The sequence below is a fragment of the Polyangium mundeleinium genome, from assembly GCF_028369105.1.
GTDB classification, from domain to species: Bacteria; Myxococcota_A; Polyangia; order Polyangiales; family Polyangiaceae; genus Polyangium; species Polyangium mundeleinium.
Genome location: NZ_JAQNDO010000001.1, coordinates 7,881,499 through 7,896,435, shown reverse-complemented (window position 1 = coordinate 7,896,435; position 14,937 = coordinate 7,881,499). Strand labels below are relative to the sequence as shown.

General features: G+C 70.2%; 12 protein-coding genes. 9 read left to right on the top strand and 3 right to left on the bottom strand.

Annotated features, from left to right (window positions below; all coding sequences use genetic code 11):
- Positions 1 to 7: 7 nt before the first annotated feature.
- From POL67_RS31415 to POL67_RS31405, 3 genes are all read right to left on the bottom strand, one after another.
- Positions 8 to 1,492: a GTP-binding protein gene (locus tag POL67_RS31415; RefSeq protein ID WP_271923826.1), complete on the bottom strand. Its 1,485-nt coding sequence runs from the start codon at positions 1,490 to 1,492 to the stop codon at positions 8 to 10.
- A gap of 132 nt (positions 1,493 to 1,624) precedes the next feature.
- Entirely contained in the window at positions 1,625 to 2,335 is a 711-nt protein-coding gene (locus POL67_RS31410; protein ID WP_271923824.1) for a PA14 domain-containing protein, read from the bottom strand.
- A gap of 59 nt (positions 2,336 to 2,394) precedes the next feature.
- Positions 2,395 to 3,357 carry a rhomboid family intramembrane serine protease gene (locus tag POL67_RS31405; protein ID WP_271923822.1) on the bottom strand — a complete coding sequence of 321 codons (963 nt, stop codon included), beginning with the start codon at positions 3,355 to 3,357 and terminating at the stop codon, positions 2,395 to 2,397.
- A gap of 144 nt (positions 3,358 to 3,501) precedes the next feature.
- Between POL67_RS31405 and POL67_RS31400 the strand changes: the two genes are divergently transcribed.
- The 9 genes from POL67_RS31400 (at position 3,502) to POL67_RS31360 (ending at position 14,908) form a co-directional block, all read left to right on the top strand.
- Positions 3,502 to 4,308 (top strand): RNA polymerase sigma factor, encoded by an 807-nt coding sequence (locus POL67_RS31400; protein WP_271923820.1) that lies wholly within the window; start codon positions 3,502 to 3,504, stop codon positions 4,306 to 4,308.
- Positions 4,305 to 5,015, top strand: coding sequence for a hypothetical protein (locus POL67_RS31395; RefSeq protein WP_271923817.1), 711 nt, complete (start codon positions 4,305 to 4,307; stop codon positions 5,013 to 5,015). The genes POL67_RS31400 and POL67_RS31395 overlap by 4 nt, the downstream gene beginning before the upstream one ends.
- A complete protein-coding gene (locus POL67_RS31390) occupies positions 5,012 to 5,602 on the top strand; it encodes a hypothetical protein (protein WP_271923815.1) in 591 nt (196 codons plus the stop codon). The genes POL67_RS31395 and POL67_RS31390 overlap by 4 nt, the downstream gene beginning before the upstream one ends.
- A gap of 8 nt (positions 5,603 to 5,610) precedes the next feature.
- Positions 5,611 to 6,585, top strand: coding sequence for a lysophospholipid acyltransferase family protein (locus POL67_RS31385; RefSeq protein WP_271923813.1), 975 nt, complete (start codon positions 5,611 to 5,613; stop codon positions 6,583 to 6,585).
- A gap of 41 nt (positions 6,586 to 6,626) precedes the next feature.
- Entirely contained in the window at positions 6,627 to 8,312 is a 1,686-nt protein-coding gene (locus POL67_RS31380) for a J domain-containing protein (RefSeq protein WP_271923810.1), read from the top strand.
- A gap of 75 nt (positions 8,313 to 8,387) precedes the next feature.
- Positions 8,388 to 10,217, top strand: a complete 1,830-nt coding sequence (gene dnaK, locus POL67_RS31375; protein ID WP_271923808.1) for a molecular chaperone DnaK — start codon at positions 8,388 to 8,390, stop codon at positions 10,215 to 10,217.
- Positions 10,218 to 10,245: 28 nt separating this feature from the next.
- Entirely contained in the window at positions 10,246 to 11,757 is a 1,512-nt protein-coding gene (locus tag POL67_RS31370; protein ID WP_271923807.1) for a hypothetical protein, read from the top strand.
- Entirely contained in the window at positions 11,754 to 13,817 is a 2,064-nt protein-coding gene (locus POL67_RS31365) for a M1 family metallopeptidase (protein WP_271923805.1), read from the top strand. The genes POL67_RS31370 and POL67_RS31365 overlap by 4 nt, the downstream gene beginning before the upstream one ends.
- Positions 13,818 to 13,822: 5 nt before the next feature.
- Positions 13,823 to 14,908 (top strand): hypothetical protein, encoded by a 1,086-nt coding sequence (locus POL67_RS31360; protein ID WP_271923803.1) that lies wholly within the window; start codon positions 13,823 to 13,825, stop codon positions 14,906 to 14,908.
- Positions 14,909 to 14,937 lie beyond the last annotated feature (29 nt).

Here is a 14,937-nt window from a genome sequence, read left to right as displayed (position 1 = left end):
GGTTCCTTCAGCGAATCGAGCTTCGCGCGAGCCGCGCGTCGACCGCGAACGCGTAGGCCGCGAGCGCGTCGCGCGCGGTCATCTTTCCGCCCCCGCGCGCCGTGCGCACGGTCGCGCGGAAGGACAGGTACCGGCGTCCATCGAGCCCGAGCAAGAGCGGCACCGCCCCAGGATCCCGCGGCGCATCCGAGGCGCCGAACAAGCTCGCGGCGCTCGCGAGCTGGCGCGCCACGAGCCCATCACACTGCTCGATCGCCTCGGCGTAGCGACCGCTCGCGATGGACGCTTCGACGTTGTGCACGAGCGCGTGATCGCCGTCGGGCCAGAGCTCCGCGAACGAAAGCCCGGTGCCCCTCGGCGCCTCGACGTGCACGGCAGCTTCGGCCTTCGCCGCGATGTTCACGGACGTTTGGTTCGTGGCCGGCGCTGACGGCGGAGGCGCCGGCGCTTGCGGGACGAGCGGCGCGAACGGCTTCGGCGGAGGGAAGACGGAGCCACGCGTCCGGCTGCGAACCGACTCGGGCGCGCGCGGCCTGCCAGCCGTGGGCGGGGACTGCACGGACGGGGGCGGCGCGGGCCGCACGGACTCCGTCTTCGGCAGGATCGGCGCCTCGGCGGGCGGCGCGATCGCGAGCTGCGCGCTCGACGGCGTGGGCTCTTCCTGGGCCTCGGGGAAGCTCGTGACGGGCAGGGGAGGCGGGCGCATCGCGGGGCTCTTCAGCTCCTCGGGCTCCTCGATGCCCGTGTCGGGCGGCACGCTGCCCCAAGCGCGGCTCGGGGCCACGCGGTTGATCATCGCGGCGCTCACGGGCGGACGATCGCTGCGCGAGGCGTCGCGCAGCGCCGCGGCGAGCCCTTCTTCGGCCGGATCATAGGCCTCTGCGGCGGCGGCGCGCACGGACTCGGGGATCTGCGACTCGAACGCCGCGAGCACGACCTGCGTGATCCGCTCCAGCGTCTCGTACACGCCCATGCCCGTCTTCGCCGACGCGGGCAGGGATGGCGCGCGGAAGCGGTTCAGCATCCTGTCGAGCTCCTCCATGGGGAGCACGTCGGGCAGGTCGCGCTTGTTGTGCTGGAAGACGATGGGCATGTCCGCGACGTTTCGGCCTTGATCGGCGAGGTTGTCGCGCAGGTTGTCGAAGCTCTCGAGGTTCGCGTCGGCGCGCGCGATTTGCGAGTCGCTCACGAACACGATGCCGTCGGAGCCCGTGAGCACGAGCTTGCGGGTCGCGTTGAAGTAGACCTGCCCGGGGACGGTGAAGAGTTGCAGCCGCACGTTCATGCCGCGGATGGGCGGCAGGCGCATCGGTAGGAAGTCGAAGTAGAGCGTGCGGTCGACGGGCGTCGCGAGCGAGACGAGCTTGCCGCGGTGCTCGGGCTTGGCCGTCGCGTGGATGTACTCGAGCGTGGTCGTCTTCCCGCCGAGCCCCGGGCCGTAATAGACGATCTTGAAGACGAGCTCCCGCGAGAGCGGGTTCACCGACGCCATACGCGAGGCGACGATAGCATCATGGCCACCCGCCGCGTCGAATAAGCCGCAGGATCGAAGGCGCTTGCGAGGGGTTGGGCGAACGAAGGGCGGAGAGAGTCGGGATCGTGGGGAGATGCGCGCGCGAGAGAGCTAGCGAACGCCCACGAGGGGACGCGGCGCGGCGTCGCCTTCACCCACCGAGAGGGTGAGAGCGACCGTACCCTTCTTGCCCTGCATGTAATCGAGGCGGAGCTGGTGGCGGCCGGTCTTGAGGGTCTTCGTGCCCGCGGCCTCCTGGGGCGCGTGCAGGCCGTCGTTGTCGACGAGCTTCTCGCCATCGATGTAGAGGATGGCGCCGTCGTCGGAGACGAGCTTGAACGTGTAGGGGGAGTCGCGCGGGACGTCGAAGGCACCCTCGTAACGAATCGCGAACCACTCTTCCTGGGCGAGGACGCCGGGGAAGCCGCCGGAGAACTCCTGGCGCTGGACGATGAAGCTGTCGGTGAGCAGCGTCGCGAAGGGGACCATCTTCGAGAGGTCCGGCAGCTTCGTCGTCGTGTCGGGGATCACGTACGCGTAGCCCTTGAAGGCGCCGAGCGAGCCGTTGCCGAAGGCGGTGCGGCCGTTGATGCGCGGGGGCTCGACGACGGGCTTGGTGGTCCCGGTTTGTGTGCCGGTCGGCGTCGTGGTGGTGGGCCGCTGAGCGTTCGTCGGGCGGCGGATGCCGCGGGACGGCTGCCGTGCCGGCTGCGCTTGCTGCTGCTGCTGGTTCGTCGGCGGGCGGTTGTTGACGTAGACGGTGCAGCCGCCAAGGGCGACCGCGGAGGCGAGAAGGGCGAGCCGAAGCGAGCTGTGCGACATGGCGTCTCCTGGGGAAGAAATCGATACGAGGCGGTAGACGGTCAGAGCCGAATTTGCAATCACCGCTTCGTCTGGAAATCGACAGCCCCCGTTTGAACCGCACGTCGCGACGAACGCTCTTCGCTCTGTTGCAGCTCGCGCCACGTCGGCGAGAGCTGTGCCAGGACGAGCGAAGCCACGCACGTGAGCAGGCCGAGACCCGCGGCGACGTTCATCCCGAGGTCGGATTTCCCGCTCCCGCTGGAAACTCGCACGGGTCGAGCAAAAATCACGCCGAGCAGGATCCCGACGGCGAGGCCGCCCAGGTGGGCGATGTTGTTGATGAGCAGGCCGACGTTCGCCTGGTTGATGGCGAAGCCGAGCACCACGTTGAGGAGCACGGCTTGCAGGGCGAACCGCTTCCACTGCGGGTTTCGCTGTCGATACAGCATCCCCAGCACGAGCCCCATGATCCCGAAGACGGCGCCGCTCGCGCCCGCCGTGAGGGCCCCGCCCGAGGGATCAAAGAGGAGCGTGTAGGCCATCGAGGCGACGAACCCGAAGACGCCCGCCGCGACGTACGTCAGGAGGAAGCGCGCTGGCCCCACCGCGGGCTCGGCGATCCGGCCGAGCCACGAGAGCACGAACATGTTGCCGAGCAGGTGCAAGGCGCCGAAATGCACGAAGATCGCGGAGACGAGCCGCCACGGCTCCGCAAAGACGAGCAGCACGTGGACCGCCCCGAACCGGAGGGTGTCGATCGGCGCCGGGCGAAGCAGCGCCGAGAGCGCGTCCTCGGAGCCCCGCGTGCGGAGCGCGACATACACCTGCGCCGCAAACACCAGGAGCGTGAGCCCAATCACGAGCTTCGAGGCGAGGAGCGCGTCCGGATCGAGCCGCGCGCCGAGGCGATCGACGGAACGAGCGACGGTGGAGAGCGCCTGCCCGCAGCGGACGCAGCGATCGAAGCCGGCTCCGTTCAGCGCGCCGCAGCGCGCGCAGGGCACCGCCTTCGTCCGCGAGGAGTGAGCTTCTTCGGTCAAGTCGTCGCTCCCTTGGTGGAAACTCCGGCCTTTGCAGCGAGAAAATCCGTTCGAGGCCGGAGGATGGGGCGCGTGACCGCGCGCCGGGGCTCAATGTGGTGGCGATCGCCCGTAAGGTCGAGCGGCAAAGGCCGTTCTCCGGGCGTGCAAGCGTTAGCCCTCGCGTTCCGTCCGCTCGCGCCGCCCGCCCAGGATCCGATGGCGGCGCTTCTGCTCGCGGTCGGGCTCGGTCGTCGTCCGGTGCCCTTGCCGCGCGCGGAGAAGCCGTCGCCGGTCCAGGCTGTGCGGCCGAGGCCGAGTCCAGGTATGGTGGCGTCCGTGGCCGTTGCGCGTACGGATCTCGAAGCAGAGCGCGAGCTCTGCGAGCGCGCGAGGGCCGGGGATCGCGCGGCGCTCGGGCAGCTCCTGCGTCGCTACGGGCCGATCCTCTACCGCTCGGTGCTGCTGCCGCGTCTCGGGCGCGAGGCGCTCGCGCAGGACGCGCTCGCCGAGACGTACGCGCGCGTCGTGGAGCGGTTCCATCAGTTCCAGTGGCAAGACGCGGGCGTCTACCCGTGGCTGCGCGTCGTGGGTCTGCGCATCGCGTACGACATCCTGCGATCACGCAAGCGCGAGACGCTCTACGAGCCAGACGATCTGCAGCGCGAGATCGACGCGGCCGAGGCCGATCCACAGACAAACGGCGAGGCAGAGCTCTGCGAGAAGCGTGACCTCGCCGAGGCGCGCGCGCGGGTCGAAGCGGCCTTGCGATCGATCCATCCGCGGTACGCCGAGGCGATCCGGCTGCGCGTGCTCGAAGAGCGATCCCGCGAAGAGGTGGCGAGCGCGCTCGGCGTGACGGTCTCGACGTTCGACGTGGTGCTGCACCGCGCGCTCGCAGCGCTGAAGAAGGCGATCGACGTGCCTCGCGTGGCCGAGGGCAAGCTCGCGTCGAGGGAGGCTCCGCGATGAAAAGGGAGCACAAGCTCAGGTTGGTTCGTCCGGACGAGCGCGTGGCGTTCGAGGACGAGTCGCCGCCGTCGCCCGAGGAGCTCGCGGAGGCCGAGGCGCTCCGCGCGTCGCTGGAGAAGGGAGAGCACCCGCTCGCCGTGGTGCTGCGATCGGCGAGCGCGCCGGCGTCGCTCGACGACGCGCTGAACGACGCGCTGATCGAGCGCGCGCTCGGCAAGAGCGAGGCGCGCGCCGAGAGCGAGGACGAGCCGCCGACGGCCTCCGAGCGCGCGGGTGCCACACGGTTGCGTGATGCGCTCGACGCGCCTCGTGGAGAGGAACGGAGGGCGCCGCTCGCGGAGCTGGCGGAGGCGCTCGTCGCGGCGCACAAGCCGCGCGCGATCGAGCCGCTCCGGAACGAGGCGCTCATCGCGCGCGCGCTCGGACGAACGTCGGCGCAGCCGCGCAAGGGGCGCGTGCTTTCGGTCGTCACGGCGGCGGTCGTCATGGCGGTCGCAGCGGCTGCGGGCTTCGTGCTCACGCTGCGTCCTTCGACGGAGAGCACGGTCGCGGAGGCTTCGGAGCTTCAGCGATCGCGCTCGGCAGGCGAGCTCTTCGACACGCCGTTCCCGCGTGTCGGCGGCGCGTCGGCGCGCGTCGATCGCATCGCGAGCGCGCGCGCCACGGAGCTCCGGCAGAACCGCTTCGCCTTGTGGGGTGTGCGATGAAGCGCAGCTCGGCGAAGATCACGATCGCGGCGCTCGTGCTCGCGGTGATGAGCGCCGTCGGCGTGAGCTGCGCGCGATCGGAGCGCGCAGCGACGCAGCCTTCGGCGTGCGAGCCAGGTGCCACGCCGGTCGTCGACTCGGTGCTGCTCGCGTTCCTGTCGAAGGCGCGCGCCGCGCACCACAAGGCCGATCTCGCGGAGGCCTCGGGCGACGTGGCAGGCGCGATCGCCTCACTGGAATCGCTCACGGGCGGCGCGCGCCCCGGCGGCGCGACGCCTCTGCCCGAGGCGAGCGAGGTCCTCTCGGACACGTACGCACGCCTCGCTGATCTGCGCAGCGCGCGCAGCGAGTTCGACACGGCGCTTCGCGACGTCGACGCGGGGCTCGCGCTGGCACAGGAGACGACGTACTTCCGTGGCCACCTCTTCGAGGTGCGTGGGCTCGTCGAGGAGCGGCGCGCGAAGTCGCTTCCCGAGGGCGCCGATCGCGATCGCGCGCGCAAGGCCGCGATGGATGCGTTCGACGAGGCCGTGCGGATCCAGGATCAGGTGATCTCCTCGGCGCTCGGCGACGGCGGCGCGCGCTGAGCACGCGCGTGGCGAGCGAAGAGCCCGTCGCCGACGTCCGCGAGGGAGGGACGTGGACCCCGCGGCAACGGCTGAAGAACGACGTCGTGTACGTCCTCGTGCGGGCCCTTCTGGCCTTCGCGTTGCTCCTCCCGCGGCGTGCTCTCCGAGCCGTTTGTCGCGCGCTCGGGCTCGTCGCGTACGTCGTCCTCCCGCGCACGCGGCGGATCGTCACGACGAGGCTCGAAGCCGGGCTCGGTCCCTCAAACGTTCGTGCTCAAAGTGTCTTCACGACCGTCGCGGAGATGCTCGCCGACACGCTCGATCTCTTGCGGCCGGGCGAGCGCGCAGGCGCGCGGCTCTCTCTCGATCCGGCGTCGCATCGGGTGTTCGCGGAGGCGCTCGCGGAGGGGCGCGGCGTGGTGTTCGTCGCAGCGCACCTCGGGCCCTGGGAGCGCATGGCCGCGCTCCTCGTCGAGGAGGGATTCCCGGTGGCCACGGTCGCGCGCGAGAGCTACGACCCGCGCTTCACCGAGCTCTACGAGCGGCTGCGTCGTCCGCGAGGGGTTCGTTCACTCTACCGGGGCCGGCGCGGCGCCGCGCTGTCCATCGCACGCGAGCTTGCAAAAGGCCGCGCCGTGGGATTTCTCGTCGATGTCCCCGCGCGTGTACCCTCGGTCACCCGACGCCTCTTCGGCGCGGATGTCCTTGTTCCGATCGGCCCCGCACGGATCGCGCTCGCGCGTCGAGCCGCGGTGGTCGTGGGCACGTGCGCGCCGGCTGCGTCGGGGTCGAACGCCGCGGGTTCGTCGCTCCCGATCGTCCAGATCTCCCGCGTTCCCCTCGACGATCTTGGTCCGGATTCTTGCGCCGAGGGCGTTCTCATGACGAGAATCACGGCAGAGCTCGAACGACGCATTGCAGCATGGCCGGAGGCGTGGCTCGGGAGCTTCGTGCCTCTCGGGCGTCCGGTTGCGTTGCGGGGCGCGCTCGATCCTCACTAGACTGAACGCTCGGTTTCGCGTCCGCTACGTCCGGTTCCCCCATGGTGCGTGTTCCTAGGCCGGTGCCCGGGTGCGACATCAAGTCGCTGCCGCTCAGGCCCGACGAGGCTTACCTGCTCTCGCGCATCGACGGCGTGGTGAGCGAGCGTGAGCTCTCGCTCATCACCGGCCTCTCGCAAGCCGAGGTGACGACTGCGCTGGATCGGCTCTTCGTGCTCGGCGCCGTCGACTTCAACGAGCCGAGGGCCCCGGTGTCCCGTCGCGCGCACCCGAGCGTGGCGCCGGCCTCGGGCGCCGCGTCGAGCCGGGGAACCGAGGGCCCGCCGAGCCGCAGTTTCGAAGGCAGCTTCGGCGCGGGGCCGTCGTCGCGGAGGTTCGAGCCGACGGTCGATGCGCCGCCCGCGAGCCGCCGGAGCTTCGAGCCGCTCGCGGATCTGCCGCCGCCGACCCGGCGTAGCATCGAGCTCTCGGCCGAGCGCCGCAGCGGCGTCGACGCGGGCGTCGACGCGCCGCCCGCAACACGGCGCGCGATCGAACTCACGGTCGAGCAGCCGCGGATCGTCGATCCGGAGCTCGAAGAGCCCGTCGATCTCGATCACGCGAAGAAGAAGCGGGTCATCGAGCTCTACAACGCGCTCGACGAGCGCAACCACTACGAGCTGCTCGGCGTCCCCATCGACGCGGACAAGAAGCAGATCAAGAGCGCGTACTGGGTGCTCGCGCCGGAGTTCCATCCCGACAAGTACTTCCGGAAGAAGCTCGGCACGTTCAAGCAACGGATCGAGGCGATCTTCGACAGGCTCACGCTCGCGCACGACGTGCTCACGTCGAAGCAGCGCCGCGCGGAGTACGACGCGTACCTCGAGCAGACGCGTCGAAACCGGACGATGGCCGCGCTCCTGGAGCACGATCCGACCGACATCCCCGCGGTCGTCGCAGCCGCCGAGGATACGCCGGGGAGCGGGCCTCCGACGTTGCCTGGGCGCCTCGTTGGCGAGGATGTGAGCGGGAGCCCGGAGAGCGTGCGGATGCGCCGTTCCTTCAGCGCGAAGCTCGCGAGCCATTCACTCCGGCGCGCGGTGCCCGACATGGCCGGCGGCTCTACCGCGCCCGCGACGCCTTCCCAGCCCGCGGGGGATCCCTTCCGCCGCTATGACGCGACGAGGAACGAGGCGCGGCGGCTGCAACTCGAGCGGTACGTGCTGGCGGCGAAGGTGGCCCTCGAGCGGAGGGATCTCGCGGCCGCGGCGAACGCCTATCGGCTCGCGGTGGCTCTCGCGCCCGAGGACGAGGGCCTCGCGCGCAAGGCGACCGAGGCCCAGCAGCAGGCGGCGGCGGAGCTTGCGGAGGGCTTTTTGCGGCAGGCCGAATACGAGGCCAGCCAGGGCCGCTGGTCGGAGGCGGCCATGAGTTTCGCGAACGTCTGCAAAGCGAGGGGAGATGACCCCCGACCTCACGAGCGCGTAGCGTTTTGCACACTCAAGAGCGGCCAGAACAACCGCCGCGCCCTCGATTTCGCACGGCGCGCGGTGAAGCTTGCGCCTGGTGTCGGCGAGTACAGGCTCACCCTGGCGCGGGCCTACATGGCAGCCGGGCTGGAGACGACCGCGCGGGTCGAGATGGAGCGCGCCGCCGAGCTTTCGCCGAACGATGCTAGGATGCGTGAGGCGATCGCGCAGCTTCGCGCGCAGATGAAGAAACCAGACGGCGGCGAACCGGAGAAATGATCCCCGGCGGCAGCGGTCTCGCCGTACTTTTGCACGACTCTCCCCGGCACCCCCCTCCACGGAGCACCTGAATCGATGGAGCGCGTCATCGGAATCGATCTCGGCACCACGAACTCGTGCGTAGCCATCGTCGAGGACGGCGTACCGACCGTCATCCCCAACCGCGGCGGTTACAAGACGACCCCTTCGATGGTGGCGATCACCGAGGCTGGCAAGCGCCTCGTCGGTCACATCGCGAAGCGGCAGGCGATCACGAACGCGGAGAACACGGTCTACGCCGCCAAGCGCCTCATCGGGCGCAAGTACTCGTCCTCGCAGGTCAAGCACGCGATGCTCTCGGCGTCGTATCGCATCGTCGAGGGGCCGCACGGCGACGTGCGGATCCAGCTCCGCGACAAGACCTACTCGGTCCCCGAGATCAGCGCGATGGTGCTGCAGGAGATGAAGCTCTTCGCGGAGGACTACCTCTCGGAGCCCGTCACGAAGGCCGTCATCACCGTGCCCGCGTACTTCAACGATGGCCAGCGCCAGGCCACGAAGGACGCGGGGCAGATCGCGGGGCTCGACGTCATCCGCATCGTCAACGAGCCGACCGCCGCCGCGCTCGCGTATGGCTTCGAGCGCAACGTCGAGAAGACCATCGCGGTCTTTGATCTCGGCGGCGGCACCTTCGACATCTCCATCCTGGAGATCGGCGCAGGCGGCGTCTTCAAGGTCATCGCGACGGCAGGCGACACGTTCCTCGGCGGCGAGGACTTCGACGCGCGGATCATCGACTGGCTCGTGCAGGGCTTCCGCGATCAGACGAGCGTCGATCTCCGGCAGGACCGCATGGCCCTGCAGCGGCTCAAGGACGCCGCCGAGAAGGCCAAGTGCGAGCTCTCGGGCGTGCGCGAGACCGAGATCAACCTGCCGTTCATCATCTCGAGCGGGCGCAACGAGGCCTTGCACCTCCAGCGCACGCTCACGCGCGATTCGATGGAGTCGCTCTGCGGCGACCTCGTCGAGCGCTGCATCGAGATCTGCCGCCAGACGCTCGAGGACGCGCGCATCGAGCGCGAGGAGATCGAGGACGTGATCCTCGTCGGTGGCATGACGCGCATGCCGCGTGTGCAGGAGGCCGTGCGCCAGTTCTTCGGCCGCGAGCCTTGCAAGGGCGTGCACCCCGACGAGGTCGTCGCGCTCGGCGCGGCCGTGCAGGGCGCCGCGCTCGTCGACGAGTCGAAGCAGATGGTGCTGCTCGACGTCACGCCGCACGCGCTCGGCATCATGACGCACGGGTCGAACTTCGATGAGCTCATCCCGATGAACACGACCGTGCCCACGAGCCGGTCGAAGATCTTCACGACGAGCCGCGACAACCAGACGGCCGTGAAGATCCTGGTCATGCAGGGCGAGAGCGCGCAGGCTGAGGGCAACGAGCTGCTCGGCGAGTTCGTCCTCACGGGGCTCCGGCGCGCGCCGAAGGGTCAGGTCGAGATCGAGGTGACGTTCGCCATCGACAGCGACGGCATCGTCTCCGTCGGCGCGAAGGACCTCGAGACCGGCCAGCAGCAGTCGATCCAGGTCACGGCTTCCAGCGGCCTCACGAAGGAGGAGGTCGGCGCGATGATGGAGGCCGCCAAGGAGTACCTCGTCGAGCGTCGCTCGAACGACGAATTCGAAGGGGTCAAGCAGGAAGCCGAGAAGGTCATCGCGGACATCGAGAAGATGTTCCCGAAGGTACAGGCCATCGTTCAGTCCAGCGATTTCGGGCGTGACGCCATCGAGAAGGCGCGCGCCATCCTCGAGCGTTGCCGCGATGCGATCGCCCGTAAGGATTTGACCGCGCTTCGTGGTCAGATGGACTCGCTCGCCCGCACGCACCGGATGTTCAAGGGCGTCATCGCCAGGCCGCAAGGGTGAGCACGGCGCGACGCTTGGTCGGGGTGTGATGTCGCAAAAGCCTCCCGAACGATCGAACGAAGAGACCGGAGACCAGGGACTGGGCCCGGAAGGCAAGGCCGCCGCGGATCGCGGCGCGCGGAAGCCAGTCGTGCCGCGAGGCCTCGGCCTCGCCGGTGACACCGTGCGTCCGCCGCAGCCCGTGGTCTCGGTCTCGTTTGGCGACGCCGAACCGCTGCCGGAGTTCATCCAGGAGCGCGAGACGTTGCCGCCGCCCATTCCCATGGAGCAGCTCGTCGAGCAGATGATGCGGCCCGAGGCGAGCGACGAGCCGCGCGGGTCCTCCTCCGCGGCCGCCGAGACGATCCCGCCGCCGGCGAGCGACGTGGACACGGTGCGGCCGCGCGGCGACGACGCAAAGACGATCCCGCCGCGCGGCGACGACACGATCCCGCCGCGGCCGCTCCACGAGGCGAAGACGATCCCGCCGCGCGGCGACGACACCGAGCCGCCGCAGCGGGACGACGCGAAGACGATGCCGCCGCGTGGCGACGACACCGTCGACATGCGGCAGGACGATCTCGCCACGATGCCACCGCCGATGCTCGATCAGGACACGCTCCCGGGCGTGGCCCCCGGGCTGCTCGAAGAGCACGAGCCGCTCTATCGCGGCATCGCCGCGCGCGAATCGTCGTCGTCGCTCACGGCGCGCGCGCTCGACACCGCGGATGCCGTGTTCGAGGAGCTCGGCGTGGAGTTCTTTCGCGCGCGAGACACGATCGAGACCGAGCCGCCGCCGCGGACGCTCGAAACGGAGCCTCCGCGCTCACGCCCGACGGAAGAACCTCCGCGCTCGCGTCCGACGGAAGAGCCTCCGCGCTCACGCCCGGCGGAAGAGCCCATGCGCGCGCGTGTACCCGCGCCAGCGCCGACGCCCACGCCGGCGCCCGAGGAGACGCCTCGCCCTCGCCCGATCGACGAGCGTCCGCGCCTCGCGTCACGCCTCACGCCGACGCGGACCGTGAAGCCCACGCTGGACGCGCCGCCGCCCGCGCCGCCGAGCAATGCAGGGCGTCCGTCGCACCGCAGGCGTGGATCCGAGACGGGATCACGCAGCGCCGAGTCGCTCATGTCGGGCGAGCGCTCCTCGCCCGTGCCGAGCGTGCCCGTGAGCGAGCGGCTCAACGAGGTGCGGTCACGTTACGAGGCCGGGGATCATCGCGCCGCGCTCGCGCTCGCGGAGGCGATCCTCGCGGACGCTCCGGACAACATCGGCGCGCTCAGCTACGCCGAGAGTTCGCGGCAGATGCTGAAGCAGAAGTACATGGCGCGCATCGGCGAGATGAGCCACGTGCCGCGGCTCAGGGCCTCCATCGAGGAGCTCGCGCGGGGCCTCGACGAGCGTGGGCGCATGATCGTCGCTTCGATCGACGGCGCGGCCTCGATCGAAGACATCATCGGCGCCACGGGCCTGCCGACGATCGAGGTGCTGCGGGTCGTCCACGATCTGCTCGTGGCGAACAAGCTCGATCTCGCGACGTTCCCGAGAGGAAGACGATGAACCAACGACAGGGGGGGCGGGGTGGGTGGGGCCGGACGGCCCTCGCCATCGCCGTGGGCCTCGGCGCGACCTACGGCGCAGCGCTCGCGGCGACTGCGAGCGTCTCGGCAGAGCCTCCCGCTGCGGCGGGCGTCGAGCTCGCCGAAGCCGTGATCCCTCCGAGCAGCGCGGGCTCCGGCGCGCTCCCAGCGTTCGCCGCCGAGCCCATGGCCGCGCACGCGGATCCCGTCGCGAGCTACACGCTGCGCGCCACGCTCGATCCGACGCTCCACCAGGTGCGTGGCGAGGGCACGATCGTCTGGCGCAACGCCTCGCACATCCCGCAGCGCGAGATCTGGCTGCACCTCTACCTGAACGCCTTCAAGAACGAGAAGACGAACTACATGCGGCAGCGCGCGCGGGGCTTCCGCGGCGGCGGCGCGCTCGCCGACTACGGCTGGATCCGCGTCTCGAAGCTCTTCGCACGCGAGCTCGACAGCGAGCTTTGGGACAAGGCCGATCGCCACACGCCCGGCGATCCCGACGACGAGACCGACATCCGCGTGCCCTTGCCGCGCGCGATCGAGCCAGGCGAGACGCTCACGCTCGACGTCGCGTTCGTCTCCGATCTGCCGAGCGTCACGCTGCGGACCGGGTTCGCCGAGAGCTTCCACATGGTCGCGCAGTGGTTCCCCAAGCTCGCGAAGATCGAGCCCGATGGGCGCTGGGCGCACTTCCCGTTCTATCGCTTCTCGGAGTTTTACGCGGACTACGGCAACTACGACGTCACGATCGACGCGCCCGAGGGCTTCGTCATCGGCGCGACCGGCAGGCTCGACAAGGAGACCGCGAAGGGCGGCCGCATCGAGCGCCGCTTCCTGCAGGAGGACGTGCACGACTTCGCGTTCACCGCGTGGGATCACTTCCGCGAGGTCACGGCGACGACAGCGGACGGCGTCGCGCTTCGTTGCCTCTATCCGCCGGGCTTCGATCGCGTCGCGACGATCGAGCTCGACGCGGTCCGGTTCGGGCTCGAGCACTTCGGCGCGGCGTACGGAAAGTACCCGTACGGCACGGTCACGATCGTGCATCCGCCGCGCGGCGCCGGTGAAGCCGGCGGCATGGAGTACCCCACGCTGATCACCACGGGCGGCGCGTGGTGGACACCCGAGACGGGCGCGCGCGCCATCGAAGGCGTGACCCTCCACGAGCTCGGGCATCAGTGGTTCTACGGGCTCGTCGCGACGAACGAGCATGCCTTCCCGTTCCTCGACGAGGGCCTCAACACGTACGCGGAGGGCGAGTCCATGGAGGCGCGCTGGCCCGGCAATTCGGCGCTGCGCTTGCCGGGGGGCTTTGGTGTCGCGCTCCCCTCAGCCTACCGCGTCGCCGCCGCCGAGGTCGAGCACAACGACGCCGTCGCGCAGTCCGCCGCGCGCTTCGCGAGCGGCAGCGACTACGGCTCGCTCGTCTACTCGCGCACGGCCACCATCTTGAACACGCTCGCGGGCGTCTACGGCCCGGATCGCGTCCGCGAGGCGATCGGCCGTTACACGCGCCGCTACCGCTTCCGCCACCCTGGGCCCGAGGAGCTCCTCGGCATCCTCCGCGACACGCTCGGGCCCGACGCTGAGCTCGCCGCGCGTCAGGCGATCTTCGAGCGCGGCTGGGTCGACTACTCCGTCGCCGAGATCAGCTCGAACCGGATGGAGCCGCTCGGCGGCCTGTTCGGCGATCCGCAGAGCCCCTCCGCCGCGCCCGTGCTCGACACGTACGGCTACCGCGGCCGTGTCCTCGTCCGGCGCCGCGGCACGCTCGTCTTCCCCGTCGACATCGACCTCGTGATGGAGGACGGCTCGACGAAGCGCGTGCGCTGGGAAGGCAAGGGCGTCACGCACGAGGTCGACTACGAGGGCGAACGCCGGCTCGTCGGGGCCATCATCGATCCCGAGCATCGCGTGCTGCTCGACGACGACCTCTTGAACAACGCGCAGAACGAGCGAGGCGGCGGCGTCGGCTCGCGTGTGCTCGAGCGTGGCATGTTCGGCGCCGAGCTCCTCCTCTGGCTCCTCGCTCCGTGAGCACCATGAACCACGCGCAAGGCACGATCGAAGACAGACCCCTCGCGCGCAAGCGCCCCGGGGTCGTGTTGCTCGTCTACGCGTTCCGCCTCGTCGCGGCCTTCCTGCTCGCGTGGCCCTTCGCCGTCACGCTCGGCGGCGCCGTCTCCGGCTACCCGCGTGGCGACGCCGTGCTCTTCGATCAAGGCGGCCTGCTCCTCCTCGAAGCGTTGCGCCGTTCAACCGGAGCTCTCCGCCCTTCGAGCGCGAGCACGCTCCTGCTCTTCGTTCTCGTCTGCTTCGTCAGCCTCTTGCCGCTCGGCGCGCTCCTCGGCGCGCTCGGCGCGAAGGGCCGCGTCGCCGCCCGTGATCTCGGCGCGTGGGCGCTCCGCCCCCTCGGCACCTTCTCGCTCCTGCTCGGCGCTGCGGCGCTGATCGAGGCGCTGCTCGGCGGCGTCATGATCGCCATCGGCAACGCCTTCGCGCGCAGGCAGACGATCGACTTGCGCGCCGCGGATCAGGTGCGCGTCGGCTTCGTCGCCGCCGCGATCATCCTCGTCCTCCTCGTCTCCGTCTTCCACGACATCGCGCGCGCCGCGGCCGTCCGTGGCGAGCTCGGCATGCGTGCCTCCATCAAGCGCGCCTTCGCGGCTGTTCGCAGTGCTCCGCTCGCGCTCCTCGCCGGTTGGTTCTGGCGTGCTGCGCTCGGCGCCGTGTTCCTCGGCGCTGCGGTCGTCCTCGGCTCCCGCATCGGCGTCGAGCGCAAGGCGCAGGTCTTCGCCGCATTCTTGGTGCACCAAGCATCCGTGCTGGCGGTCTTGTTCCTCCGCGCTTCCTGGCTCGCGGCGGCCCTCCGCCACGTCGATCGTGTCCTCCCCCAGACGACGAACGAGCCAGTCGTCCCGGTCTCGCTCCCTGCATCCCCTGCCGACGACGACGCCGAGCCCCCGCGGGCCGCGCTTCCTTCCGCCGCCGATCCGGCCGAGCCCCCGGCGCCGGTCGACGACCTCCTTGCGGAAAACCCCGCGAAAAACCCTTCGACGGAGGCCCCGAGCCCGCTGCCCGTTCCCGCGGATGAAAAAATTGTCGTGGAAGAACGATTGGACGCTTGACTTAGAAGACGGTCCGCGTAACGTACGCG